The 24339-nt window shown below is 75.0% G+C and carries 18 protein-coding genes; 12 read left to right on the forward strand and 6 right to left on the reverse strand.

The genetic code is table 11. From position 1 onward, the window contains the following. The first annotated feature begins 24 nt into the window (after positions 1 to 24). Both ACI79A_RS01050 and ACI79A_RS01055 read left to right on the forward strand, forming a co-directional pair. Positions 25 to 1218, forward strand: a complete 1194-nt coding sequence (locus tag ACI79A_RS01050; RefSeq protein WP_457079003.1) for a pyridoxal phosphate-dependent aminotransferase — start codon at positions 25 to 27, stop codon at positions 1216 to 1218. Positions 1219 to 1243: 25 nt separating this feature from the next. Next, positions 1244 to 1984: a nitrilase-related carbon-nitrogen hydrolase gene (locus tag ACI79A_RS01055; protein ID WP_457079005.1), complete on the forward strand. Its 741-nt coding sequence runs from the start codon at positions 1244 to 1246 to the stop codon at positions 1982 to 1984. Between the two features lie 6 nt (positions 1985 to 1990). On the opposite strand, the gene ACI79A_RS01060 is transcribed toward ACI79A_RS01055, so the two are convergent. Together ACI79A_RS01060 and ACI79A_RS01065 are read right to left on the reverse strand one after the other, a co-directional pair. Beyond that, positions 1991 to 2896, reverse strand: a complete 906-nt coding sequence (locus ACI79A_RS01060) for an alpha/beta hydrolase fold domain-containing protein (protein WP_457079007.1) — start codon at positions 2894 to 2896, stop codon at positions 1991 to 1993. Positions 2897 to 2901: 5 nt separating this feature from the next. Continuing rightward, positions 2902 to 3468, reverse strand: a complete 567-nt coding sequence (locus ACI79A_RS01065; RefSeq protein WP_457079009.1) for a quercetin 2,3-dioxygenase — start codon at positions 3466 to 3468, stop codon at positions 2902 to 2904. A 110-nt stretch (positions 3469 to 3578) separates the two neighbouring features. Here ACI79A_RS01065 and ACI79A_RS01070 point away from each other — a divergent pair, with 110 nt between their 5' ends. After that, a complete protein-coding gene (locus tag ACI79A_RS01070; protein ID WP_457079011.1) occupies positions 3579 to 4502 on the forward strand; it encodes a LysR family transcriptional regulator in 924 nt (307 codons plus the stop codon). 21 nt (positions 4503 to 4523) lie between these two features. Here ACI79A_RS01070 and ACI79A_RS01075 read toward each other — a convergent pair whose 3' ends face one another. From ACI79A_RS01075 to ACI79A_RS01085, 3 genes are read right to left on the reverse strand one after another with little or no spacing between them, the layout of a single operon-like run. Then, on the reverse strand, positions 4524 to 6185 hold the full coding sequence (locus tag ACI79A_RS01075) for an FAD-dependent monooxygenase (RefSeq protein WP_457079014.1): 1662 nt from the start codon (positions 6183 to 6185) through the stop codon (positions 4524 to 4526). After that, positions 6182 to 7423: a DUF3500 domain-containing protein gene (locus tag ACI79A_RS01080; RefSeq protein ID WP_457079016.1), complete on the reverse strand. Its 1242-nt coding sequence runs from the start codon at positions 7421 to 7423 to the stop codon at positions 6182 to 6184. The genes ACI79A_RS01075 and ACI79A_RS01080 overlap by 4 nt, the downstream gene beginning before the upstream one ends. Next, positions 7413 to 8267, reverse strand: a complete 855-nt coding sequence (locus ACI79A_RS01085) for a fumarylacetoacetate hydrolase family protein (RefSeq protein WP_457079018.1) — start codon at positions 8265 to 8267, stop codon at positions 7413 to 7415. Before ACI79A_RS01085 ends, ACI79A_RS01080 begins: the two co-directional genes overlap by 11 nt. A gap of 206 nt (positions 8268 to 8473) precedes the next feature. Here ACI79A_RS01085 and ACI79A_RS01090 point away from each other — a divergent pair, with 206 nt between their 5' ends. After that, the gene (locus tag ACI79A_RS01090) at positions 8474 to 9295 is read left to right on the forward strand and encodes an IclR family transcriptional regulator (protein WP_457079021.1); all 822 of its coding nucleotides are present in this window, start codon (positions 8474 to 8476) and stop codon (positions 9293 to 9295) included. Between the two features lie 24 nt (positions 9296 to 9319). On the opposite strand, the gene ACI79A_RS01095 is transcribed toward ACI79A_RS01090, so the two are convergent. Next, positions 9320 to 10495, reverse strand: coding sequence for a glycoside hydrolase family 1 protein (locus ACI79A_RS01095; protein WP_457079023.1), 1176 nt, complete (start codon positions 10493 to 10495; stop codon positions 9320 to 9322). Positions 10496 to 10844: 349 nt separating this feature from the next. On the opposite strand from ACI79A_RS01095, the gene ACI79A_RS01100 reads away from it, so the two are divergent. The 8 genes from ACI79A_RS01100 to ACI79A_RS01135 all read left to right on the forward strand — a co-directional run bounded on the left by ACI79A_RS01100 (position 10845) and on the right by ACI79A_RS01135 (position 24335). Beyond that, positions 10845 to 12437 (forward strand): ABC transporter substrate-binding protein, encoded by a 1593-nt coding sequence (locus tag ACI79A_RS01100; protein WP_457079025.1) that lies wholly within the window; start codon positions 10845 to 10847, stop codon positions 12435 to 12437. 117 nt (positions 12438 to 12554) lie between these two features. Beyond that, complete coding sequence (locus ACI79A_RS01105) at positions 12555 to 13496, forward strand: ABC transporter permease (protein WP_457079027.1); 942 nt, start codon at positions 12555 to 12557, stop codon at positions 13494 to 13496. Next, positions 13493 to 15493 carry a dipeptide/oligopeptide/nickel ABC transporter permease/ATP-binding protein gene (locus ACI79A_RS01110; protein ID WP_457079029.1) on the forward strand — a complete coding sequence of 667 codons (2001 nt, stop codon included), beginning with the start codon at positions 13493 to 13495 and terminating at the stop codon, positions 15491 to 15493. Before ACI79A_RS01105 ends, ACI79A_RS01110 begins: the two co-directional genes overlap by 4 nt. Beyond that, positions 15490 to 16512 carry an oligopeptide/dipeptide ABC transporter ATP-binding protein gene (locus ACI79A_RS01115; RefSeq protein WP_457079031.1) on the forward strand — a complete coding sequence of 341 codons (1023 nt, stop codon included), beginning with the start codon at positions 15490 to 15492 and terminating at the stop codon, positions 16510 to 16512. The genes ACI79A_RS01110 and ACI79A_RS01115 overlap by 4 nt, the downstream gene beginning before the upstream one ends. An 86-nt stretch (positions 16513 to 16598) precedes the next feature. Beyond that, complete coding sequence (locus tag ACI79A_RS01120) at positions 16599 to 19235, forward strand: family 78 glycoside hydrolase catalytic domain (RefSeq protein WP_457079033.1); 2637 nt, start codon at positions 16599 to 16601, stop codon at positions 19233 to 19235. After that, a complete protein-coding gene (locus tag ACI79A_RS01125; protein WP_457079036.1) occupies positions 19232 to 20200 on the forward strand; it encodes an alpha/beta hydrolase fold domain-containing protein in 969 nt (322 codons plus the stop codon). The genes ACI79A_RS01120 and ACI79A_RS01125 overlap by 4 nt, the downstream gene beginning before the upstream one ends. Further along, a complete protein-coding gene (locus ACI79A_RS01130; protein ID WP_457079038.1) occupies positions 20197 to 22833 on the forward strand; it encodes a glycoside hydrolase family 78 protein in 2637 nt (878 codons plus the stop codon). Before ACI79A_RS01125 ends, ACI79A_RS01130 begins: the two co-directional genes overlap by 4 nt. Continuing rightward, entirely contained in the window at positions 22830 to 24335 is a 1506-nt protein-coding gene (locus ACI79A_RS01135; RefSeq protein ID WP_457079041.1) for a family 43 glycosylhydrolase, read from the forward strand. The genes ACI79A_RS01130 and ACI79A_RS01135 overlap by 4 nt, the downstream gene beginning before the upstream one ends. Positions 24336 to 24339 lie beyond the last annotated feature (4 nt).

The following is a 24339-nucleotide window of genomic DNA, read 5'->3' on the forward strand; positions in this document are numbered from 1 at the left end:
GGCACCGGCTGGGAGGCTGCCCGCATGGGGGCAGGGGAGCGCGCGCCGCAGCTGGCCGGCCGGCTGCGCAGGTTCGGGACGACGATCTTCGCCGAGATGAGCGCCCTGGCGGTGGCCACCGGGGCGATCAACCTCGGCCAGGGGTTCCCCGACGAGCCGGGCCCGCCGGAGGTGCTCGACGTCGCCCGCGCCGCGATCGGCACCGGCCTCGACCAGTACCCGCCGGGTCCGGGGCTCCCCGTGCTGCGGCAGGCGGTCGCCGAGCACCAGCTGCGGTTCTCCGGGCTCACTTACGACCCGGACACCGAGGTGCTGGTCACCGCCGGGGCCACCGAGGCGCTCACCGCCGCGCTGCTGGCGCTGGTCGAGCCCGGCGACGAGGTCGTCGTCCTCGAGCCGATGTACGACAGCTACGCCGCCGCGGTCGCGATGGCCGGGGGAGTGCTGCGCCCGGTGCCGCTGCGCCCGCCACCCAGGGGTGGCCACTGGACCTTCGACGAGGCCGAGCTGCGCGCGGCGGTCACCCCGCGCGCCCGGCTGCTGCTGCTCAACACCCCGCACAACCCCACCGGCACGGTGCTCACCCGCCCGGAGCTCGCCGTGCTCGCCGACGTCGCCACCGCGGCGGACCTGCTGGTGCTCACCGACGAGGTGTACGAGCACCTGGTGTTCTACGGCGCCGAGCACGTCTCCCCGGCCACCCTGCCGGGCATGCGGGACCGCACCCTGGTGGTGAGCAGCGGCGGCAAGACCTTCCGCACCACCGGGTGGAAGGTCGGCTGGATCTGCGGGCCGGCGGAGCTGGTGGCCGCGGTCCGCACCGCCAAGCAGTACCTGACCTTCGTCAACGCCGGGCCGCTCCAGCCGGGCATCGCCGCCGGGCTGCGGCTGCCCGACGCCTACTTCACCGGCGCCGCCGCCGACCTGCAGCGCAAGCGCGACCTGCTGGTCGGTGGCCTGGCCGCGGCCGGGCTGCCGGTGCTCAGCCCGGAGGCCACCTACTTCGCCACCGTCGACGTCCGCCCGCTGCAGCCCGACGGCGACGGCGTGGCCTTCTGCCGGTCGCTGCCCCAGCGCGCCGGGGTGGTCGCGGTGCCGAGTGTGGTGTTCTACGACCCGGCGGACGCGCACCTGGGGCGGCACCTGGTGCGGTTCGCCTTCTGCAAGCGGGACGACGTGCTCGTCGAGGCGTCGGCACGACTGGGGAGGCTGCGTTGAGGGGGCTGGGATGAGGATCGCCGCGGTGCAGCACGACATCGTGTGGGAGGACCGGGACGCCAACTTCGCCCGGCTCGGCCCCCAGGTGGCCCGGGCAGCCGGGGCCGGCGCGGAGCTGGTGCTGCTCACCGAGACCTTCTCCACCGGCTTCTCGATGACCCGGGGCATAGGTGAGCCCGAGGGCGGGCCGTCGGCGCGATTCCTCGCCGCCCAGGCCGCCGAGCACGGCGTGTGGGTCGCCGGCACCTGCCCGGAGGTCGATGCCGAGGGTGGGCTGCCGTTCAACACCTTCGTCCTGGCCGGGCCGGACGGCGTCGCGCACCGGTACCGCAAGCTGCACCCGTTCGCGACCGAGCGGGAGCGGTTCCGCTCGGGCACCGGGCCGGTCACCGTGCAGGTCGGCGGCCTGCGGGTCACCCCGTTCATCTGCTACGACCTGCGGTTCGCGAACGTCTTCTGGGACGCCGCCCCGGTCACCGACGTCTACCTGGTGCCGGCCAACTGGCCCGCCGCCCGGCGGCAGCACTGGCAGACCCTGCTGCAGGCGCGGGCCATCGAGAATCAGGCCTACGTGGTCGGCTGCAACCGGGTGGGCACGGCCGGCGACGGCGTCGAACACGCCGGCGACAGCCGCATCGTCAGCCCCAGCGGGGAGCTGCTGGCCACCGCGGCCGGCGTGGAGACGATGGTGCTGGCCGACGTCGACGCCGCCGAGGTCACCGCCACCCGCGAGCGGTTCCCCTTCCTCGCCGACCGCCGGGGGTGAGCCGGCTCAGCCGAACCGGTCGGTGAGGAAGGAGACGGTGCGCTCGAGCGCGTCTGCGGCGGCCGCAGGGTCGCCGAGCCACATGTGGTCGGCATCCGCGTAGGTGTGCAGTTGCACCGCGGTGCCGGCCGACTCCAGCGCCGCCGCCAGCCGCTCGCTCTGCGGGCAGGGGACGAACCGATCGGCCCGGCCGTGCAGCAGCAGGAACGGCGGTGCGGCGGGGGAGGCGTGCGTGATCGGGCTGGCCTGCTCGGCGAGCTCCGGCACGGTCGGCACCGGCGCTCCCAGCAGCTGGGCCTCCCGGCTGTCCGGCGCGTCCGGGTCGCCACCCGCGTCGGCGGCCACCCGGGCCAGGTCGGTGGGCGGGTACCAGGCGGCGACCGCAGCCACCGCGCTGGAGGGGCCCGCCAATCCGACCTGGCCCTCGAGCGCCGGGACGTCGGCGGTCAGCCCCAGCAGCGCGGCCAGGTGCCCGCCGGCCGACTCTCCCCAGGCGGCGATCCGGTCGGAGTCCACGCCCAGCTCCGCCGACCGGGCGCGCAGCCACCGGACGGCGGCCTTCACGTCGTGCAGTTGAGCGGGCCAGGTGGCCTCACCGGAGAGCCGGTAGTCGACGCTGGCCACTGCGATCCCGGCGGCGGCCAGCTGCCCGAAGGGCTCCGCGCCGGGGTAGGCAGGGCCGGCCGTCCGCCGGCTGCCCAGCCGCCAGCCGCCGCCGTGCAGGAAGACCACCACCGGCACCGGTCCGGTGGCGTCGGCCGGGAGGTAGAGGTCCAGCTCCATCGGCCGCCACCCGGGGACCGCCGCGTAGGGCACCCCGGCGAGCAGCCGGGTGCCCCGCGGGCCCGGGACGGCGGGTGGCAGCGGTGCGTCGTGGGCGGGCGGGGGCAGCGGGAGGGCCGGCGCGGGCACCGGGCTCAGGCCCCGGCGTCGGGCTCGGGCCAGCGGTGCTCGGGCATGAACTGCATGTCGTGCTGCTGCGCGGCGGCCTGCATCCGCGGGAAGTCCGGGATGAACGGCGGCTGCTGGGCGGTGGCGTGGTCGGTCGCCGTGCCCATGTGCTGGAAGAACCGCTCGAACCCACCGGAGAGCGTGCCCATCATCCGGGCGTCCTCGACGATCTGGTACGCGTGGGCGAAGCCCGCCGGCACGTAGCCGAAGTCCCCCGGGGTGAGCAGCTGCGACTGCTGGGCACCCTCGGCGTCCTCGAAGAACAGCCGCACCTTGCCCTCGAGGACGTAGAAGGTCTCGTGGGTGGAGTTGTGCGAGTGCGTGGGGATGATCTCCCCGGCCGGGGACTCGCTGGTGACGATGCCGAACTGGTTGCCCGTCTCGTCGCCGGAGAGCAGCACGGTGAACAGGTCGGTGAAGAGCATGGCGTGCTCGCCCTCGCCGCGGCGCAGGACGTAGGGCACCGGCTTGCCGGGGAGCACGCCCTTCCACTGCGGGCCCTTGGCGGGGTCGATCAGGTACTCGAAGCTCACGGTGGTCTCCCGGGTCGACGTCGGTGTCGCGTCCAGCGTGACGCAGGCCACCACCCAGGTCGAGCGGGAAGAGCTGGACCATCGTCCGGGTAACCCGGACGATGCTGGTCGTGGACCCGTCCGTGCAGGCGCTGCGCTGCTTCCTGACCGTGCATCGCACGCGCCACTTCGCCCGCGCGGCGACCGAGCTCCGGCTGTCCTCCTCCGCGCTGAGCGAGCAGGTGGCCAACCTGGAGCGGCAGGTCGGCACCGTCCTGTTCTCCCGGAGTTCGCGGCGGGTGGAGCCGACGCCGGCCGGGGTAGCGATGCTGCCCCACGCCGAACGCGTCGTGGCCGCGCACGACGAGCTGCGCGGGTGGGCGGCGGCCATGCGCGACGGCCGGCTGGGTGAGCTGCGGATCGGGTTCCTCGCCGGTGGCTGCGGCACGGTGCTCACCCCGGTGCTGGAGGCCGCGGTCAACCAGCTGCCGGAGTGGCGGCTGCACCTGCGCCGGCTCGGCTTCGTCGACGCCGTCCCGGCGCTGCGGGAGGGTGCGGTGGACGTCGCCTTCGCACCGGGGCCGGTCGACCCGCCGGCCGTCGGGCTGCGCGGGGTGGAGCTGCTCCGCGAGCCCCGCGTGCTGGTCGTCAACGCCCGGCACCGGCTCGCCGGCCGGTCCGCCGTGCGGCTGGCCGACGTGGGTGACGAGGTGCTGATCTCCGCAACCGGGGGCCGTGGCCCCGAGGCCCGGTGGTGGGCGGTCGACCCCCGGCCGGACGGCCGCTCCCCGGTGTACGGCCCGGTGGCGCGGGACATCGACGAGGTGCTGCAGCTGGTGGACGCCGACATGGGGGTGAACATCGCCGGGGCATCGGTCGCCGGGTACGCGACCCTGCCGGGCGTGCGGTTCGTGCCCATCGAGGACGCCGAGCCGAGCACCATCTGGTTGCTCGCCCGGGAGGGCGAGACGTCCGCGGGCGTCGCGGCACTGGAGTCGCTGGCCCGGGACGCCGCCGCCGCGCTGCGCCGCCGGACCGGACCCGCGGCGGGCTGAGAGCGGCGGCGCCGCCGCGGCTCAGGCCTGCAGTGCCACCGCGGTGGGCCTCGTCCCCGGCCGTTCCCCCACCGGGTGACCGACCAGCTGCCGGAGCAGCCGGTCGGCGTCGTCGGGCGCGGAGCCACGCCAGGCGACGTGCTGGTCGGGACGGACCAGCAGCAGGTCGGCGCCGTAGCGACCGGGGAGCCCGGCCACGCCGCTGAGGTCGAGGAGCTGCACCGGCACCCCGAGCCGCTCGGCGGCGTCGAGGACGCCGTCGGGGGCGCCGTCGGGGGCGGGGGTGAGGCGGACGAGCGTGAACTCCGGGCCCAGCGCGTCGTACACCGACCGGCCGTCGGGCAACCAGGCGTGGGGGAGCCGGGCGCCGGGGTGGGCCGAGGGCGTGAACGTCTGCAGCTCCGGCCCGGGCACCGGGGCGCCGTCCGGGACGACGACGGGGGAGTCGGGGTAGTCGTAGCCCAGCACCAGCCCGAGGCTGTGGAACTCCGGGTCCTTGACCTGCAGCCGCTGCTCGAGCACGGCCCGCAGCTCCTGCCCGGCCGGTGTCTCCGCGTCGAGGTCGCCGGCGGCGAAGGACGGGGCCAGGAAGGCCTCCTGCGCACCGGCCGTGGCGATGGTGCGCTCGGCGACGGGACGTCGTTCGGGTTCGTAGCTGTCCAGCAGCGACTCCGGCGCCCACCCGCCGAGCACCGCGGCCAGCTTCCAGCCGAGGTTGACCGCGTCGCCGACGCAGGTGTTGAACCCGTGCCCGCCCCACGGCGGGTTCAGGTGCGCGGCGTCGCCGACCAGGAACACCCGCTGCCCGCGGTACCGGTCGGCCAGCAGCATCCGCGCCGACCAGGGATCGGTGGCCAGCACGTCGACGTCGACGTCGGCACCGACGAGGTCGCGGACCAGCGCGACCGGGTCGACGCCCGGGGCGGTTCCGTCGACGCCCTGCACGATCGCCCACCAGGTGCCGTCGAGGTCCAGCCGGCCCATCAGCCCGCCGTGCCGCGCGCCGATCACCCAGTAGTGGACGCCGAGCGCGCACAGCGGCCGGGCGTCCAGGTCGCGGGAGCGGAAGGTGATGCTGACGTTCGGCAGCGTGCCGGAGGCCCCCTCGTACCGGGCGCCGATCGCGCGCCGGGAGATGCCGCCGCTGCCGTCGCAGCCGAGCAGCCAGTCCGCGGTCACCGTGGTCCGGGTGCCGTCGGGCGCCTCGACCTCCGCCCGTGCGGCGGCCGGGTCGTCGGTGACCGAGACGGCGCGCCAGCCCGCCAGCAACGTCACGGTCGGCAGCTCCCGCACGGCGTCGCGCAGGACCTGCTCGACCAGCGGCTGGGGCGCCTGCTGACCGGGCTCGGCGTACTCCTCCACCGGCTCGGGAGTCAGCCCGAACGCGTGCGGGAAGCGGGTGATCTCGTGCCCGAACAGCCCGGTGCAGAAGACGACGTCCTGCGCGTGCGCCACCGGTAGCGGGGACACCGCGCGCAGCCGGTCGGCCAGGCCCCAGCGGCGCAGGTGCTCCATCGTGCGCACGCTGGTGGTCTTGGCGCGGGGACGCAGCGGGTCCAGCTCGGTGCGCGGCTCGAGGACGAGCACCTCGACGCCCCGGCGGCCGAGCTCGATGGCCGCGGCCAGCCCGCTGGGCCCCCCGCCGACGACGAGGACGGGGACGCGGGCGGGTACGCGGTTCATCGGGTCTCCTGCCACTGCCGCACCAGGGCGCGGCCGTAGTCGTTGCCGTGCGGGGTGCGCAGCACCGTGTGCACGTGGAAGGGCTGGGGGGTGGCGTGGTCGAGGAACACGCCGCAGTGGTGGTCGAGCTCGGCGATCACCACCGGGGACTGGACGCGGTAGTAGAAGACGTCGTCGGGGCCGGAGCCGCCGATCCAGCTGAACCAGGTGTCGGCCAGGTGGGCACGGACCTCGCGCATGCGCGCGGCCCGCGGGCCGGCGGGGAGGAGCACGGAGAACCGCTCGACGATCGCGACGACCAGCTCGCGGGCCGCCGGGGGCATCTCGGCGACCCGCACGCCCTCGACGGGGATCACCCGGTTGTCCTGGAACGCGCCGGCGAGGTGCCGCTCGTCGCCGGGGTGCACCCGGCCCGGTGGCATGGCCGGGTCGACCATCTGCCGGTAGACGGTGGCCGCCTCGCGCTGGTCCTCGGGAAGGGCGGCCATCACCTGGCGGCCGAGGGCGATCCGGTCGTCGAAGGCGCGCAGCCCGGCGTGCGGTCCGGCGTCGATCTCGTTCGGCTCGGCGCCGAGGAAGACGGGGGAGAGCACCATCCGGCCCTGCACGACCAGGCAGTTGAGCGCGCAGTGGTGGCCGAACAGCTGCCAGCCCCAGGGGGCCACCGGGTCGGGCTCGCCGTAGAGGGCGATGTTGTAGCTGAACTCGTTGAGCACGGTGGGCAGGTCGACGACCTCGCCGAGGAAGCCGTTGACCAGCATCATCCCGTGGGCGAGCTCGTAGCCCTCCGGGGACAGCGAGGCGCGCACCAGCGCGAGCGCCTTCTCGCGGACCTCGGTCGGCTGGAACTCCAGCCGCAGGCCGGTGTCGAACTGGAGGAACTCCGGGTTCGCCCAGGTCTGCCACTCCACGGCATCGACGTCGAAGGAGATGCCCTTCCGTCCTTCGTCGTCCAGCGCGGCGAGCAGCTCGCGGGCGGCGGCGACCATCGCCTCGACCGGCGCCTCCTCGCCCGGCCGGGCCGGGTCGAGCGGGTACAGGCCCTCGCGCAGCGAGCCGTCCTCGGTGACGCCGCGGAACGGGTTGCGGTAGAGCGGGCGCCAGCCGGCGACCAGGTCACCGGTGAACGTGCCGCCGTGCGAGGCGACCTCGCGGTAGGCGTAGGGGTCCAGGCCCCGCACGTCCGCCAGCCGCGGGTGGTCGTGCGGGTAGAGGTACCGCCGGAACTCACCGGCCATGACGGGCCCCGTTCCCGACGACGGTGTTGGTCAGCACGCCGAGCCGGTCGACCTCGACCTCGACGACGTCGCCGGGCTGCAGCAGCCAGGGGGGCGTGCGGGAGTAGCCGACGCCGGACGGGGTGCCGGTGGCCAGCAGGTCCCCGGGGCGGAGCGTGAGGGTGTGGCTGATCAGCGACAGCGTGTCCCCGACGGGGTAGACCATCTGGTCGGTCGTGCCGTCCTGGACGGTCTCGCCGTTGACCCGGGTCCGCACCCGCAGCCCGTCGCGCAGGTCGCCGACCTCCGCGGCGGGGACCAGCGGCCCCAGCGGGCCGGAGCGGTCGCCGTTCTTGCCGAGGATCCACTGGCTGGTCAGCTTCTGGGCCCGCCGGCTGGTGAGGTCGTTGAAGGTGGAGTAGCCGACGACGGCGGCCAGCGCCTCCTCCGGCGTCGCGTCGACCAGGGGCCGCCCGACCCAGGCGACCACCTCGCCCTCCCAGTCCAGGCCCTCCTCGTTGCCCGGCACGGGGACCTCGGCGCCGTCGACGGTGAGCGACTGCGTCCAGCGGGCGAACAGCGTGGGGTACGGCGGGACCCCTTCGGCGGCGTAGGACCCCTCGGCGACGTGCTTCAGGTAGTTCAGCCCGATGCACAGCACCCGGGCCCCGGGCAGCACGGGCGGCACGAGCTCCACGGAGCCGCTGTCCAGCGTCGGGCCGGCGGGTGCGGTGGCGAGGTGGCCGTCGGGGTCGGCCCAGAACTCCTCTAGCGACGCGATCGCGGTCACCGTCCCGCCGTCCTCGGCCAGCGCGGCGACCTCGACTGCGGCGCCCTCGCCGCGGCGGATGCCGACGATCCTCATCGTTGAGTTCCTCTCGTGCGGGGTCCGGGCCCCGGCTCTGGGCGCGGCGCGGCTGCGCGACCGGGGTGCTCGGGTGGGGGGCGGGGCCAGCCGGGATGCCCGGGGCCGCCGTCGGTCCCGAGCATGGGTGACCCCGATCACCCGACCGAGGGGGCTTGCCATTGGGTGGCACGGTGGTTGGTGCGGGCACCTGCCACCATGGGGCGGTGGACACCGTCGTCCCGGACCAGCCCCGGGCCCGTGGCAAGCGCCCCCCGCAGGGCGACCCCGTCATCGACCGGGCGCTGGCGCTGCTGGCCGCCTTCGACCCCACCCACCGCCGGCTCTCGCTGTCGGAGCTGAGCCGGCGGTCCGGCCTGCCGCTGAGCACCACCCGTCGGCTGGCCGAGCGGCTGGTGGCCTGGGGGGCGCTGGAACGCTGGGACGAGGGCGGCTACGTCGTCGGCGTCCGGCTGTGGGAGATCGCCTCGCTCGCCCCGCGTGGGCTCGGGCTGCGCGAGGTCGCGATGCCCTTCATGGACGACCTCTACGAGGCCACCCGCCACCACGTGCTGCTCGCCGTGCGGGAGGCCGAGGAGGCGGTGCTGGTCGAGCGCCGCTCCGGCCGGGTCGCGGTGCCGGTCGACTACCGGGTCGGCGGCCGCCTGCCCCTGCACATGACCGCGGTGGGCCGGGTGCTGCTGGCGCACGCGCCGCTGGCCGTGCAGGAGAGCGTGCTGGGCGGGGCTCTCGTCTCCTCGGCCGCTGATCCGGCACCGCAGCCGGCGGCGCTGCGGCGCACGCTCGCCGAGGTGCGCCGGTCCGGGGTGGCGGTGATCAACCGGCGTCGGCCGGCGCCGGTCGTGTCGGTCGCCGCACCGGTGCGGGACGCCGGTGACCGGGTGGTCGCCGCACTGTCGGTCGTGCTGCCCGCCGGCGGGGCGAACCCCCGCACCATCGAGCCGGCCGTGCGCGCCGCGGCCCGGGCGGTCTCCCGCGGCCTGGGTGCGCCGGCCGCCGCCGCGCAGGCCGGGGACGCCCGCGGCTGAACCGCGGGCGTCACCGGCCGGGCATCAGGCCAGGCCGTTGCGCCGAGCGACCTCGCCCAGCCACACCAGGCTGGGCTTGGGGGTGCGGGCGAACGTCCGCCGGTCGACCGCGACCAGCCCGAACGTCGGCCGGTAGCCGAGCATCCACTCGAAGTTGTCCAGCAGGCTCCAGTGCACGTAGCCACGGACGTCGGAGCCGTCGGCGATCGCGCCGGCGAGGCCGGTGAGGGCGTCGGTGGTGAACCGGATCCGGTCGTCGTCGTCGGCGGTGGCGATGCCGTTCTCGGTGACCAGCAGCGGCGTGTCCGGCAGGGCCGAGGCGGCGTACCGAACGGCCGCGCCCAGGGCCTCGGGGCGGCGCTCCATGCCGTGGGCGAGGGTCTGCCGGTCCGGCGGCGGGGCGACCAGCCCGTCCGGGCCGAACCGCTGCGCGGTGTAGATCTGCAGGCCGAGGAAGTCATCGCCCGCCGTAGCGTGCAGGAACTGGTCCATCATCGCGGCTCGCGCGGTTGCCAGGTGCTCCTGGCCGCCGCCCTCGTCGATGTACTCCAGGCCGACCAGCGTCATGCCCGAGGGGGCCGCGCCCGCGCCGCGCAGCACCTCCGTGCTGCGGCGGTGCAGGCCGATCAGCGCCTCGGCGACGCCCTGGTCGGGCACCGGCAGGCCCTTGATCTCCTCGCCACGGCGGGCCATCGCCCCGATCACCGGCTGCACCGCCATCAGGTTGGGCTCGTTGATCGTGGCCACGTACTCGGCGTGTTCGACCGCGGGCAGCGCCAGCTCGGTGAACCGGGCGATCCGGTCTCCCGCCTTCGGCCCGGTCCAGCCGCCGTCGTGCATCATCCAGCGCGGCATCGTGAAGTGCACCAGCGTGACGATCGGGTGCAGGCCGCGGTCGCGGCAGCCGTCGACGATGCGCCGGTAGTGGTCCAGCGCCGCGCGGGATGCCTCGCCCTCCTCGGGTTCGATCCGGCTCCACTCCAGGCTGAACCGGTAGGTGTCCAGGCCGGCCCGCGCCACCAGGTCCAGGTCCTCCTCCCAGCGGTGCCAGGAGTCGCAGGCGTCGCCGCTGGGCTCGGCGAAGGGGGAGTGGGGCGCGTGCTCCAGCTCCCAGTGGTCGTTGTTGACGTTGCCGCCCTCCACCTGGTGCGCCGCGGTGGCGGTGCCCCAGAGGAAGCCGTCGGGGAAGGAGGTCGTCACGGGTGTGCCTCTCTCTGTTCGGTGCTGCCGAGGGCGATCTCGACCGTCGGGCCCAGTGGCCGGACGGCCGAGGTCCGGGGTGTGGTCGCGGCCACATGTCGGAGCGAGCCTCTGCCAGCCCATCCGTGGCCGTCCCGTGTCCTGCCGGTGAATGGCAGTGCAACGAAAGCGTGACCCGGACCACCAGCTCGTTGAGGTCCACGACACAGATGCCCTGCCATTGGTCGGCAATGTGGCTGCGGTCACCCGGAGGTCGTCCGCATCGTTGGCGGCCGAGCCGGTCCGACCGGCGCGGCCGGTCCCCGGCCGACCCGCCCCCTCTGCAACGAAGCGAAGGAGCCACGCCGGCATGAAGCTGTTCCGGTCCCCCCACCCCCAGGTCCCGTCCCGTCCGTCCCTGGTGCGGACCGGCGTCGCCGTCCTCGCCGCGGGTGCCCTCACGACGCTGTCCGCCTGCGGTGGTGGCAGCGGCAACGGCGGCTCCAGCGCCGGGGGCGCGAGCGACACCCTGACCTTCGCCTACGACGCGGACGCCGCGCCGACCGGTTACGACCCGCTGGAGTACTCGCAGGGGCAGTTCACCTTCTTCAGCACCCTGTACGACTCGCTGTTCGTCACGACGGCCGACGGCACGGTCGAGCCGAGCCTGGTCACCGAGTTCTCGAACAACGACGACAACACCGAGACCACGCTCACGCTGCGCGAGGGCGTGACCTTCGCCGACGGCTCGGAGCTGACCGCGGAGACGGTCAAGGCCAACCTGGACCGGCGCAACGACCCCGACCTCGAGGCGTACGGCGCGCTCGCCACCGGCGGGGCCAGCGAGATCGTCGACGTCACGACCCCGGACCCGCAGACCGTGGTCATCACCTGGGCCCAGCCGCAGGCCAGCCCGGAGAACAACCTCACCGACACCGCCGGCGTCATCGTCGGCCCTGACGGCCTCGCCGACCCGGCCTCCCTGGAGACCACCCCGGACGGCTCCGGCCCGTACACCCTCAACGCGGGCGAGACCACGCGGGCCAGCACGTACACCCTGGACAAGAACGACCAGGCGTGGAACGCCGACGAGTGGGCCTTCGACACCGTCGTGTTCAACGTGATCACCGACCCCCAGGCCCTGGCGAACGCGGTGGTGTCCGGGCAGGCCGACATCGCCACGATCCTCAAGCCGACCACGATCGACATGGTCGAGCAGCGCGCGAGCCTGGCCAAGGTCGGCGGCACGATCGTGGGCTTCCCGGTCATCGACAAGACCGGTGCGACCAACCCCGCCTTCGCCGATGAGCGGGTGCGGCAGGCGATCAGCCACGCCATCGACCGGGAGGCGATCGTCGACCAGCTGCACCCGGGCGCCCAGCCGACGGCCCAGCTGTTCCCCGCCGACACCGAGGGCTTCGACCCGGAGCTGAACGAGGAGTTCGGCTACGACCCCGAGCGCGCCCGTGAGCTGCTCGCCGAGGCCGGCCTGGCCGACGGGTTCTCCTTCGGCGTGACGGTGCTGGGGCAGCCGACCGAGGACCAGGTCGTCATCCAGCAGCAGCTGTCCGAGGTCGGCATCACGATGGACTTCGTGACGGCGACCTCCACCGACCAGGTGTTCGCCGCGGTGCGCACCGACCCGGTGATCTTCGGGCCGATGGCCGTCGGCTCGAACCCCGCGGGTTTCGTGGCCGGGGTGCTCTACGGCGGCTTCATGAACATGCAGGGCGCCGAGGAGCCGGAGATCGCCAGCGCCATGGGCACCGCCCTCGGCTCGACCGGTGAGGCCAAGGAGCAGGCGCTGGCCGACCTGAACCGGGCGATCGCCGAGAACGGCTGGTACATCCCGGTCTACGAGGACTACGCCTACACCGGTTACGACGCCGAGGCGGTGACCGAGCCCGCCTACGCCGGGACGAACAACTACCTGGTCCTCTCCGAGGTCGAGCCGGCGGTCTGACCCGCCGGACGCCGGCCGGTGGCCGTGGGAACTCCCGCGGCCACCGGCCCTCCCCCGTAGCACCGTCACCGCCGCACCGTCCCCGCAGGACGGACCCGCACGCCGAAGGACTCCGACATGCTCGCTTTCATCGCACGGCGGCTGGCCATGGCCATCGGCACAGTGCTCGCCGCGGTGGTGATCAGCTTCCTGCTGGTGCACGCCACCGACACCTCCCCGGGCGCGGTCCGGCTCGGCACGAACGCCACCGCGGAGCGGATCGTCGCGGAGAACGAGGCGCTGGGCTGGAACCGCCCCCTGCACACCCAGTTCCTGGACTACCTGGGCGACCTGGTCCGGGGTGACCTCGGCACCTCGCTCATCGACGGCCGTTCGATCGCCGCCGACCTGGCCGACCGGGTACCGGTCACGGCCTCCATCGCACTGTTCGCGACCGTCCTCTCGGGTGTGCTGGGCGTCTTCCTCGGCGTCACCGCCGCGGTCCGCGGTGGCCGCCTGGCCCGGGTCATCACCACCGGCAGCGGGGTGGCCCTTTCGCTGCCGGTCTTCTGGGTCGGCATCCTGCTGGTCTACGTGCTGGCGCTGCAGCTGGGCTGGTTGCCGGCCACGGGGTACGTGCCGTTCACCGCCGACCCGGCCGGATGGTTCACCAGCCTGCTCATCCCGGTGCTGACGCTGACCATCGGCGGGGCGGCGATCGTCGCGCGGACGGCGAACGCCGGCCTGCGCCAGGCGCTCGCCCAGGAGCACGTCCGCACGCTGCGGGCGATGGGCACGCCGGAGTGGCGGATCCGCTACGTGCACGCGCTGCGGTTCGCCAGCCTGCCGGTCGTCTCCGTGCTCGGCATCCAGTTCATCGCCCTGTTCGGCGGCTCCGTGATCATCGAGAACCTCTTCGCGCTGCCCGGTCTCGGGCAGGCCGGCCAGGCCGCCGCGGCCTCCAGCGACTTCCCGGCCCTGGTCGGGGTGGTCGTGGTCGCCACGGTCGTCGTCGTCGTCATCAACCTGCTGCTCGACCTGGTCGTCGCGGCCCTGGACCCGAAGGTGCGTGCCGCATGAGCGCCCTCCCGCTGGACGCGGCCGGTGAGATCACGCCCGAGCCCGCCTCGCCCGCCCGCCGGCGTCGGCTGCCCGACGTCCTCCGCCGGCCCGGTGGGCTGCTCGCGGCCGGCTGGCTGCTCTTCATCATCGCGGCGTCGCTGACCGCGCCGCTGTGGCGGCCCTACGGCGTCGCCGAGCAGGACCTCGCCAACCGGCTCGCGCTGCCCTCGGCCGAGCACTGGCTGGGCACCGACCCGCTCGGCCGGGACCTGCTGAGCCGGATCTTCACCGCCGGCACCGAGCCGCTGCTGTCCTCCGCGGTGACCGTGCTGGTCGCCTTCGGGATCGGCCTGCCGCTCGCGCTGATCGCCGCGGAGCGGGGCCCCCGGGTGGAGCGGGTGATCAGCCGGGTGACCGAGGTCTTCCTCGCGCTGCCCTCCACGATCCTGCTGCTGGCCGTCATCGGCGTCATCGGCGTCCGGACGTTCATCATCATGGCGATCCTCGGTGTGCTGATCTCCGCAGCCGTCTACCGGGTCATGCTCGGCGTCGCCCAGTCGGTCCGCACCCGGCTCTACGTCGACGCAGCCCGGGTCAACGGCCTGGGCTCCCTGCGGGTCAACGTGGTGCACGTGCTGCCGTCGATGGCCACCGTCATCGCCGTGCAGGCCGCCCAGCTCTACGGCATCGGGCTGCTGATCGTCGCCGGCCTGGCGTTCCTCGGTTTCGGGCCCGCGGAACCCGACCCCAGCTGGGGGTTCATGATCCAGGACGCGTCCTCCTACGTGTTCAGCGCGCCGTGGCTCATGGTGCCCACCGGCCTGGTGCTCGCGCTCACCGTGATCGCCGCCAACGAGCTGGCCGACTCCATCGCCGGGAAGGCCGCCGGGGAGAAGGCGCCGGCCCGCCGCACGCGCCGGGCTGCGGTCCGCACGGCCCCCGTCGACGACGCCGCCAGCCCGGCCGACCCGGCCGTCGTCCTCGAGGTCCGGGACCTCGCGATCGCCGTGGACGACGGCCCGGACCTGGTCACCGACGTCTCCTTCGCGCTGCGTCCCGGCCGCGTCCTCGGGCTGGTCGGCGAGTCCGGCTGCGGCAAGACGATGACCGCCCGCTCGCTGCTGGGCCTGCTGCCCGACGGCGTCTCCGTCCGCGGCGGGTCGATCCGCTGGCAGGGCCGGGATCTCGTGGGGCTGTCGGCCAAGGAGCTGAACGCCGTCCGGGGACGGGAGATCGCGATGATCTCCCAGGAGCCGATGGTGGCGCTGGACCCGATGTTCTCCATCGCCTACCAGCTCACCGGCCCGATCCGCCGGTTCCGCGGCGTCGCCCGGGCCGAGGCCCGCCGGATCGCCGCCGAGCTGCTGCGCAACGTCGGCATCGTCGACGCCCAGCGGGTGCTGAGGAGCTACCCGCACCAGCTCTCCGGCGGGATGGCCCAGCGGGTCTGCATCGCCCTGGCGCTGACCGGTGAGCCGGAGCTGCTCGTCGCCGACGAGCCGACGACCGCGCTGGACGTGACCGTGCAGGCGGAGATCCTCACCCTGCTGCGCGCGCTGGTCCGGGACACCGGGCTGTCGGTGGTCATCGTCAGCCACGACCTCGGAGTGGTCGCCGACATCTGCGACGACGTCGCCGTCATGTACGCCGGCACGGTCGTCGAGTCGGGCACCGCCGCCGCCGTCCTCGACGGTCCGGCCCACCCGTACGCGCAGGCCCTGCTGGCCGCCAACCCGCACGTGCCCGACGGCGTGCCCGTGCCGGTCCGGCTCGCGTCCATCCCCGGCACCGTGCCGCCGCCCGGCTCCTGGCCGGACGGCTGCCGGTTCGCCACCCGCTGCCAGTTCGTGCAGGAGCGGTGCCGCTCGCCGTTCCCCGCACTGCCGGCCCACGACACCGGGTCGGTGCGCTGCGTGCGCGCCGAGGAGCTCGCCCGGGCGGACCTGACCTGGGACGCCGCACCGCGGGAAGCCGCCGCCACCGCCCCCACCCCGACCGCAGGAGTGTCCCGATGACCGCGCTCGCCGACGTCGCGCCCGAGACCCACCCGGTGCCGCCGGGGCCCGCACTGCGGGTCCGTGACCTCGTCGTCCGGTACGGGTCCGGTCGCAAGGCGCGCAACCAGCCGCCGGCGGTGGACGGGGTCAGCTTCGACATCGCCCCCGGGGAGACGCTCGGCCTGGTCGGGGAGTCCGGATCGGGGAAGTCGACGATCGGCAAGGCGGTGCTCGGCCTGCAGCGGCCGACCGCCGGCACGGTCGAGGTCGCCGGGCAGGACGTCACCGGGATGTCGCTCAAGCAGCGCAGCCGCCAGGTGGCCGACCTGCGGGTGGTGTTCCAGGACCCCTACTCCTCGCTGAACCCGGCGCGCACCATCGGCCGGACGCTGGTGGAGCCGCTGCGGCTGATGGGGGTGCGCGGCGCGGAGGCGATGGCCAGGGCGCGGGCGGGGCTGGAGTCGGTGGGCCTGCCGGCCGACGCCGTCGACCGGCACCCGGCGCAGTTCTCCGGTGGTCAGCGCCAGCGGATCGCCATCGCCCGCGCGCTGGTGTGCGACCCGAAGGTCGTCGTCCTGGACGAGCCGGTGTCGGCCCTGGACCTGTCCACCCAGGCGCAGGTGCTCAACCTGCTCGCCGACCTGCGCGACCAGCGCGGCCTGTCGTTCCTGTTCATCGCCCACGACCTGGGCGTGGTCCAGTTCCTGTCCCAGCGCACCGTCGTCCTCTACCGCGGCCAGGTCATGGAGACCGGCCCGGCGGACACGGTCGCCCACCGGCCGCGGCACCCGTACACCCTGGCGCTGACCGCGGCCGCGCCGGTGCCGCGCCCCGCCGAGCAGGCCGCGCGCCGCGCGGCCCGGGAGGCCGCCGGCTTCGGCACCGCGGGCGCTGCCTCCCCGTCGGCCACTGGCTGCCCCTTCGTGCCGCGCTGCCCGTTCTCCACCGACGTCTGCGTGGCGCAGCGGCCGCCGCTCCGGCTGCTCGAGGGCTCGCTCACCGCCTGCCACCACGCCGAGCGGGTCCCGGGACCGTGAGGGAGGACTCCGCTGCCCCCCACCACCCGCAGGCTCGTGTCGGGTCCCTGCAGCGGGGCCGGCAGGGCTCACCGGAAGCGGCAGACGTGCCGCACCATCTGCGGGTCGAGCACCTCGACGGGCCGCTCGGCATCTGCACCACCGCGCCGCGGCTGTCCTGGCGGCTGCCGGCCGGGGCACGGGAGCAGCTGGCCTGCCGGATCACCACCGACAACGGCTGGGACACCGGCTGGGTGGAGGGCGACCGGAGCCTGCTGGTGCCCTACGCCGGACCGCCGCTGGGGTCGTCGCAGCGGGTGCAGTGGCGGGTGGCCGTCCGCACCGACCTGGGGGAGAGCGCCGCGTCCGAGCCGGGCTGGTTCGAGACCGGCCTGCTGTGGGCCGAGGACTGGCAGGCGTCGTGGGTGGAGCCGGGGGAGATGCCCGACGGCCCACCCGGGGAGCGGCCCGCCGCGCTGCTGCGGTACGAGTTCGACGTCCACCGGCCGGTGGTCGCCGCCCGGCTGCACGCCACCGCCCAGGGGCTGTACGAGGCGTTCCTCAACGGCGCGCGCGCCGGCGACGCCGAGCTGACGCCCGGGTTCACCCAGTACGACGTCCGGCTGCAGGTGCAGACGATCGACGTCACCGCCGCCGTCCGGCCGGGCCGGAACGCGCTGGCCGTGGTGCTGGCCGACGGCTGGTTCCGCGGCCAGATCGGCGTGCTGCGCGCCGCCGACCAGTGGGGCGACCGGCTCGCGCTGCTCGCCCAGCTGCACCTCATGCACGACGACGGCAGCGTCACCGTCGTCGGCACCGGGCCGGGTTGGCGCAGCGCCGAGGGCCACGTGGTGGCCGCCGACCTGATCGCGGGGGAGCGGGTCGACCTGCGGCGGGTGCCGCGCGGCTGGGACGTCCCCGGCTTCGACGACGCCGGCTGGGCGCCGGTGGTCGTCGTCCACGACGGGTACGCCGGCCTCGTCGACTCGCCGGCGCCGCCGGTGCGCCGGGTCGAGGAGCTGACCCCGGTGTCGGTCACCCGGCTGGCGAGCGGGTCGCACGTCGTCGACCTGGGCCAGAACATCAACGGCTGGCTGCGGCTCACCGACCTGGGGCCGGCGAACACCAGCCTCACGCTGACCCACGGCGAGGCGCTGGGCGCCGACGGCGACGTCACCACCGACCACCTCCGGCCGGCCGTGCCGTTCCTGCCCGAGCCGCTGCCGGCCGGGCAGGTCGACCAGGTGGTGTCGGCCGGTGTGCCGGGTGAGGTGTTCGAGCCGCGGCGGACGACGCACGGGTTCCGCTACGTGCGGATCGAGGGCCACCCCGGCGAGCTCACCACCGACGACGCCCGCGGCGTCGTCGTGCACACCGACCTGCGCCGCACCGGTTGGTTCTCCTGCAGCGACGAGCGGGTCGACCGCCTGCACGAGGCGGCCGTGTGGAGCCTGCGGGGCAACGCCTGCGACGTGCCCACCGACTGCCCGCACCGGGAGCGGGCCGGCTGGACCGGCGACTGGCAGCTGTACGTGCCCACGGCCGCGTTCCTCTACGACGTCGCCGGGTTCTCCACCAAGTGGCTGCGCGACGTCGCCGCCGACCAGTGGCCCGACGGCACGATCGCCAACATCAGCCCGAGCGCGCGGGCGGAGGGGCGGCAGAGCCCGGTCGCGGCGCTGAACGGCTCGGCCGGATGGGGCGACGCCGCCGTCATCGTGCCCTGGGAGCTGTACCGCGCCTACGGCGACGAGCAGGTGCTCGCCGAGCTGTGGCCGACGATGGTCGGCTGGCTGGACCGGGTGGACCGGATGGCCCGCGACCAGCGGCACCCGCAGCGGGCCGCCCGCCGGCCGGAGCCCGCGCCGCACGAGCGCTTCCTCTGGGACACCGGCTTCCACTGGGGCGAGTGGCTGGTGCCCGGTCAGGAGATCGACGACTTCAGCACCTTCGCCGCCGCCGACAAGGGCGAGGTGGCCACGGCGTACTACGCGCACAGCGCCGGGCTGATGAGCCGGGTCGCCGCCGTCCTCGGCCGGCATGCGGACGCCGACCGGTACGCCGCCCTGGCCGCCGAGGTGCGCGCCGCCTGGCAGGCGGAGTACCTGGACGCCCAGGGGCGGCTGACCTGCGACACCCAGGCCGACCACGTGCGCGCGCTCGCCTTCGACCTGGTGCCGGGCGACCTGCGGCCGGCCGTCGCCGAGCGGCTGGTCGAGCTGGTCCGCAAGGCCGATACCCACCTGGGCACCGGCTTCCTGGCCACCCCGTACCTGCTGCCGGTGCTCGCCGACACCGGGCACCTCGACGTCGCCTACGAGCTGCTGCTGACCGACACCGAACCGTCCTGGCTGACGATGGTCGACCGCGGCGCGACCACCGTCTGGGAGCGCTGGGACGGCGTGGACGCCGACGGCGTGCCGCACGAGTCGCTCAACCACTACTCCAAGGGCGCGGTCGTCTCCTTCCTGCACAGGCACACCGCCGGCATCGAGCCGCTGGAGCCCGCGTACCGGCGGTTCCGGGTCCGGCCGCGGCCCGGCGGGGGGCTGACCAGCGCCCAGGCGGCGCACGAGTCGCCGTACGGCCGGATCGAGTCCGCGTGGTCGATCGCGGACGGCGTCTTCTCCCTGCGCGTCCTGGTCCCCGCGGGCACCCGGGCGACGGTCGTCCTGCCCGACGGCACCACCGAGACCGCCGCGCCGGGCGAGCACACCTACACCTGTGAGGAGCACCGACGATGAGTACGGACGCCCCCGAGTGGGCCGGCCCCGCCCGGTTCCTGCCCCCGGTCGCCCCCACCGTCCGGCCCGACGGGACCACGCACTTCTCCGGGATCACCTACGCCGTCGCGTTCGGGTACCGGCCGCTGCAGCTGGACCTCTGGGTGCCGGCGACCGCCAGACCGGCCCCACTGGTCGTCTGGGTGCACGGCGGGGCGTTCATGATGGGCGACCGCCGGCTGCTGCCCGAGACGCTGCGCCCCGACCAGGTGTTCGAGGCCCTGGTCGCCGCCGGGCTGGCGGTGGCGACGATCGACTACCGGCACGCGCTGGAGGCGCCGTTCCCGGCCCAGCTGCACGACGCCAAGGCCGCCGTCCGGTACCTCCGTGCCCACGCCGATGAGCTCGGCGTCTCGACCGCGCGGATCGGTGCCTGGGGCGAGTCCGCGGGCGGTCACATCGCGGCGCTGCTCGGCCTCACGGCGCACCGGCCGGACCTGGAGGGCACCCACGGGCTGGTCGGCCCGTCCAGCGCGGTGGACGTCGTCGTCGACTGGTACGGCCTGGCGGACATGGGCACCATGCCGCGGCAGCCGCCCCCGCCCCAGGTCGCCGCCCTCCTGCCGGAGGAGATGCGGACGCCGCCGGAGGACCACCTGCTCCGCGGGCTGACCGGCGCGACGCTCGCCGACGCGAGCCCGGTCAACCACGTCCGGCCGGACTCGCCCCCGTTCCTGCTGCTGCACGGCACCGCCGACTGGCTGGTGCCGTGCGCCCAGAGCACCCAGCTCGCCGCGGTGATGCAGTCGGCCGGGGCCCCGGTGACCTTCGAGCCGGTGGCGGGCGCCGGCCACATCTGGCTCGGGCACGACGACGTCGACGCGATCGTCGACCGGTCGGTCCGCTACCTGACCGACCACCTCCTGCCCGACCTCTCCCTGGCCGACCACCGCCACCCCCACCGCACCGGAGCGCAGCCCGCATGAGCGACCTGACCGTCACGCCCGTCACCGTCGAGCACCACCGCGAGCCGTTGGGCATCGGCGAGCCGACGCCGCGGCTGTCCTGGACCACCCGCACCGAGCTGCCCGACTGGCGGCAGGTCGGCTACGAGCTGGAGATCGAGCCGGCCGGCGGCCCCGCCTGGTCGTCCGGCCGGGTCGACTCCGCGGAGTCGGTGCTCGTCCCGTGGGGGGCGCCTCCGTTGGCCAGCCGGGAGCGCCGGGCGGTCCGGGTGCGCGTCTGGGGGGAGGGTGCCGCCGAGCCGTCGGCGTGGAGCGAGGTCGTCGTGGTCGAGGCCGGGCTGCTCGCGCCGGCGGACTGGACGGCGCAGCTGGTCCAGCCGGTGCTGCCCGCCACCGGCGAGGAGGCGGTCGCCCTGCTGCGGCGCGAGTTCACCATCGACCGGCCGGTCGTGCGTGCCCGGCTCTACGCGACGGCGCAGGGCGTCTACGAGGCGGAGCTGAACGGGGCCGTCGTCGGTGACCACGTGCTCGCCCCGGGCTGGACCAGCTACCGGCACCGGCTGCGCTACCAGACGTACGACGTCACCGACCAGCTGTCCGAGGGCCCCAACGTGCTGGGCGCGCAGCTGGCTGAGGGGTGGTTCGCCGGCTATCTCGGCTTCACCGGTGGGCGGAACTGGTACGGCGACCGCACCGGGGTGCTCCTCCAGCTGGAGGTCGACCACCCCGACGGCAGCCGCACCGTGGTGACCACCGACCGGACCTGGCGGTCCACCACCGACGGCCCGACCCGCACCGCCGGGCTGTACAACGGCGAGACCGCCGACCTGCGGCACGAGCTGCCCGGCTGGTCCGCGCCCGGGTTCGACGACGCCGGCTGGACGCCGGTCGACCTGGGCAGCGTCGACCTCGCGACGCTGGTCGCGCCGTCCGGGCCCCCGGTGCGCCGGACCGAGACGGTGCCGGTGCAGGCGATCACCCGGTCCCCGTCGGGGAAGCTGCTCGTCGACTTCGGCCAGAACCTGGTCGGCCGGATCCGGTTCGCGCTGCCCGACGCCCCGGCCGGCACCGAGATCGCCGTCCGGCACGCCGAGGTGCTCGAGCACGGGGAGCTGGGCACCCGCCCGCTGAAGGCGGCGCGGGCGACCGACGTCGTCGTCCTGGACGGCCGCGGTCCCCGCAGCTGGGAGCCGCGGTTCACCTTCCACGGCTTCCGCTACGCCGAGGTCAGCGGCTGGCCCGGCGAGCTGCGCCCGGAGGACCTGCAGGCGGTCGTCGTGCACACCGATCTGCGCCGCACCGGCACGTTCACCTGCTCCGACCCCGAGGTCACGCGGCTGCACGAGAACGTGGTGTGGGGCATGCGCGGCAACTTCCTGGACCTGCCCACCGACTGCCCGCAGCGGGACGAGCGGCTGGGCTGGACCGGGGACATCCAGGTGTTCGCGCCGACCGCGGCCTACCTGTACGACAGCGCCGGCATGCTGCGCTCCTGGCTGGCCGACCTGGCCGCGGAGCAGCTGGGCGAGCACGACGGCATCGTGCCGCCCTACGTGCCCTACCTCCCGCTGATCCCCATCCCGATGCAGGCCGACGTCGGCTGGGGCGACGCCGCCGTCGTCGTCCCCTGGGTGCTGTACCAGCGGTCCGGGGACGCCGGGCTGCTCGCCGCGCAGTGGGACAGCATGGTCGCCTGGATCGACGTCTTCGCCGCCCGCGCCGGGGCCGAGCTGGACTTCCCGGAGGGCGGCTTCTCCTTCGGCGACTGGCTGGACACCGCGGCGCCGCCGGACCAGCCGGGCGCGGCCCGCACCCCCTGGCAGTGCGTGGCCACCGCCTACCTGGCCCGCTCGGCGCGCACCGTCGCGCAGGCCGCCGCGGTGCTCGGTCGCGACGGCAGCCGGTTCACCGAGCTGGCGGAGCGGGCCACCGCCCGGTTCCGGGCGGAGTACGTGACGCCCAACGGCCGGGTCGCCTACCCGTCGCAGACGGCGTACGCCCTCGCCCTGGAGTTCGACCTGCTCACCGCCGAGCAGCGGGCGCACGCCGGCCGGCTGCTCGCCGAGCAGGTCCGGGGGGACGGGTTCCACATCGCGACCGGCTTCCTCGGCACGCCGTTGGTCACCGACGCGCTCACCTCCGCCGACGAGCTGGCCACCGCCTACGAGCTGCTGCTGCAGCGGGAGAACCCGTCGTGGCTGTACCCGGTGACGATGGGCGCGACGACGATCTGGGAGCGCTGGGACTCCATGCTGCCGGACGGGACGATCAACCCCGGGGAGATGACGTCGTTCAACCACTACGCGCTCGGCGCCGTCGCCGACTGGCTGCACCGCACCGTGGCCGGGCTCGCCCCGGCCGCGCCCGGCTACCGGCGGTTGCGGGTCGCGCCCCGCCCCGGTCCGGGGGTCACCTCGGCGGCGGCCACGCACGAGACGCCCTACGGGACGGCGTCGGTGTCCTGGACCGTCGAGGGCAGCACCCTCGCGCTGGAGGTGACCGTGCCACCCAACACGACGGCGGAGGTCGCGCTGCCCGACGGCAGCCCACCGGTCGAGGTCGGCTCCGGCCGGCACACCTTCACGCGGGAGATCACGGTGCCGGCGCCGGTGGAGAAGCCGGCGCTCTTCTTCGACCCGGAAGCGCACACGTGACGGTCCTGCCGCCGCCGCGCCCCGTCGTCCCCGGGTTCCACCCCGACCCAAGCGTCTGCCGGGTCGGCGACACGTACTGGATGGTGCACTCGAGCTTCGAGTACGCCCCGGGGGTGCCGGTGTACCGGTCGAACGACCTGGTGCGGTGGGAGCAGGTCGGGCACGTGCTGGCCCGGCCGTCCCAGCTCGACGTCTCGGCGGCCCCCGGCTCCGGCGGGATCACCGCACCGACGCTGCGGTTCCACGACGGCCGGTTCTGGATGGTCACCACCAACCTCGCCGACGGCGGCTGGCAGACCCTGGTCACCACCGAGGACCCGCTGGGGGAGTGGTCGGAGCCGGTGCGGATGCCCGAGGTGCGCGGCATCGACCCCGACCTCGCCTGGGACGACGACGGCACGCTGCTGGTCAGCTACGCAGGCTTCGGCGACGGCGGCCCGGCCGGGCTGGTGCAGCAGGCCGTCGACCCGGCCACCGGCGCGGCGCTCACCGAGCGGCGGCACCTCTGGCAGGGCACCGGCGGCAAGTTCCCCGAGGGCCCGCACCTGTACCGGATCGGCGAGCGCTGGTACCTGCTCATCGCCGAGGGCGGCACCGAGCGCGGGCACGCGGTGACGATCGCCCGGGGGCCGTCACCGCAGGGCCCGTGGGAGGCATGCCCGCACAACCCGCTGCTCACCGCCCGCGGCACCGACTCACCCGTGCAGAACACCGGGCACGCCGACCTGGTGCAGCGCCCCGGCGGCAGCTGGGCGATCGTCTTCCACGGCGTCCGCCCGCGCGGCGCCAGCCCCGAGTTCCACGTGCTCGGCCGGGAGACCTTCGCCGCCGAGGTGGTCTGGGAGGACGGCTGGCCCCGGCTGGGGGAGTGGCTGACCCCGCCGGACGCCGTCGTGGACGTCGAGGAGCTCGGTGGCGACCAGCTGCCGGCCTCCTGGGTCTCGCCCCGCCGCTTCCCCGACGAGGTGCTGGCGTGGGAGGACGGCGGCTGGCGGCTGACCGCCGTGGCGGCCGACCCGGCGTCGGAGGACCTGGCGTTCGCCGGCCGGCGGCAGGAGCACCTGTACGGCCGGGCCCGGGCGGTCGTCGACGCGTCCGACGGCGTCGGCGGGCTGTCGGTGCGGCTGGACGCGCGGCACCACCTGGACCTCCAGGTGGCCGGCGACGTCGTCCGCGCCGTCGCCCAGGTCGGGCCGCTGCGGTCGCTGCTCGGCGAGACGACGGTGCTCCCCGGCGACGTCGCCCTGGAGGTCCGGGCGGTACCGGCCGAGGGGCACTTCTCCTCGACCGCGCTCGGCCCCGACCAGCTGGTCGCCGGCGTGGTCGGTGGCGACGGCGCATTCACCGAGCTCGGCCGGATCGACGGCCGGTACGTCTCCACCGAGGTGGCCGGCGGGATGACCGGCCGAATGATCGGCGTCTGGTGCTCCTCCGGGTCGGTCGCCGTCCGCTCGTTCCGCTACGCCGGCGCCGATGACCCGGCCGCCGTCCCCACCGCCTGACCCC

The organism is Modestobacter sp. SYSU DS0657, from assembly GCF_054050925.1.

Excerpts from the sequence above, each read along its gene's own strand:
- ACI79A_RS01050 (WP_457079003.1), top strand. The coding sequence starts at position 25 with ATGGGGGCAGGGGAGCGCGCGCCGCAGCTGGCCGGCCGGCTGCGCAGG.
- ACI79A_RS01130 (WP_457079038.1), top strand. The coding sequence starts at position 20,197 with ATGAGCGACCTGACCGTCACGCCCGTCACCGTCGAGCACCACCGCGAG.
- ACI79A_RS01100 (WP_457079025.1), top strand. The coding sequence starts at position 10,845 with ATGAAGCTGTTCCGGTCCCCCCACCCCCAGGTCCCGTCCCGTCCGTCC.
- ACI79A_RS01110 (WP_457079029.1), top strand. The coding sequence starts at position 13,493 with ATGAGCGCCCTCCCGCTGGACGCGGCCGGTGAGATCACGCCCGAGCCC.
- ACI79A_RS01075 (WP_457079014.1), bottom strand. The coding sequence starts at position 6,185 with ATGAACCGCGTACCCGCCCGCGTCCCCGTCCTCGTCGTCGGCGGGGGG.
- ACI79A_RS01115 (WP_457079031.1), top strand. The coding sequence starts at position 15,490 with ATGACCGCGCTCGCCGACGTCGCGCCCGAGACCCACCCGGTGCCGCCG.
- ACI79A_RS01105 (WP_457079027.1), top strand. The coding sequence starts at position 12,555 with ATGCTCGCTTTCATCGCACGGCGGCTGGCCATGGCCATCGGCACAGTG.
- ACI79A_RS01080 (WP_457079016.1), bottom strand. The coding sequence starts at position 7,423 with ATGGCCGGTGAGTTCCGGCGGTACCTCTACCCGCACGACCACCCGCGG.
- ACI79A_RS01085 (WP_457079018.1), bottom strand. The coding sequence starts at position 8,267 with ATGAGGATCGTCGGCATCCGCCGCGGCGAGGGCGCCGCAGTCGAGGTC.
- ACI79A_RS01125 (WP_457079036.1), top strand. The coding sequence starts at position 19,232 with ATGAGTACGGACGCCCCCGAGTGGGCCGGCCCCGCCCGGTTCCTGCCC.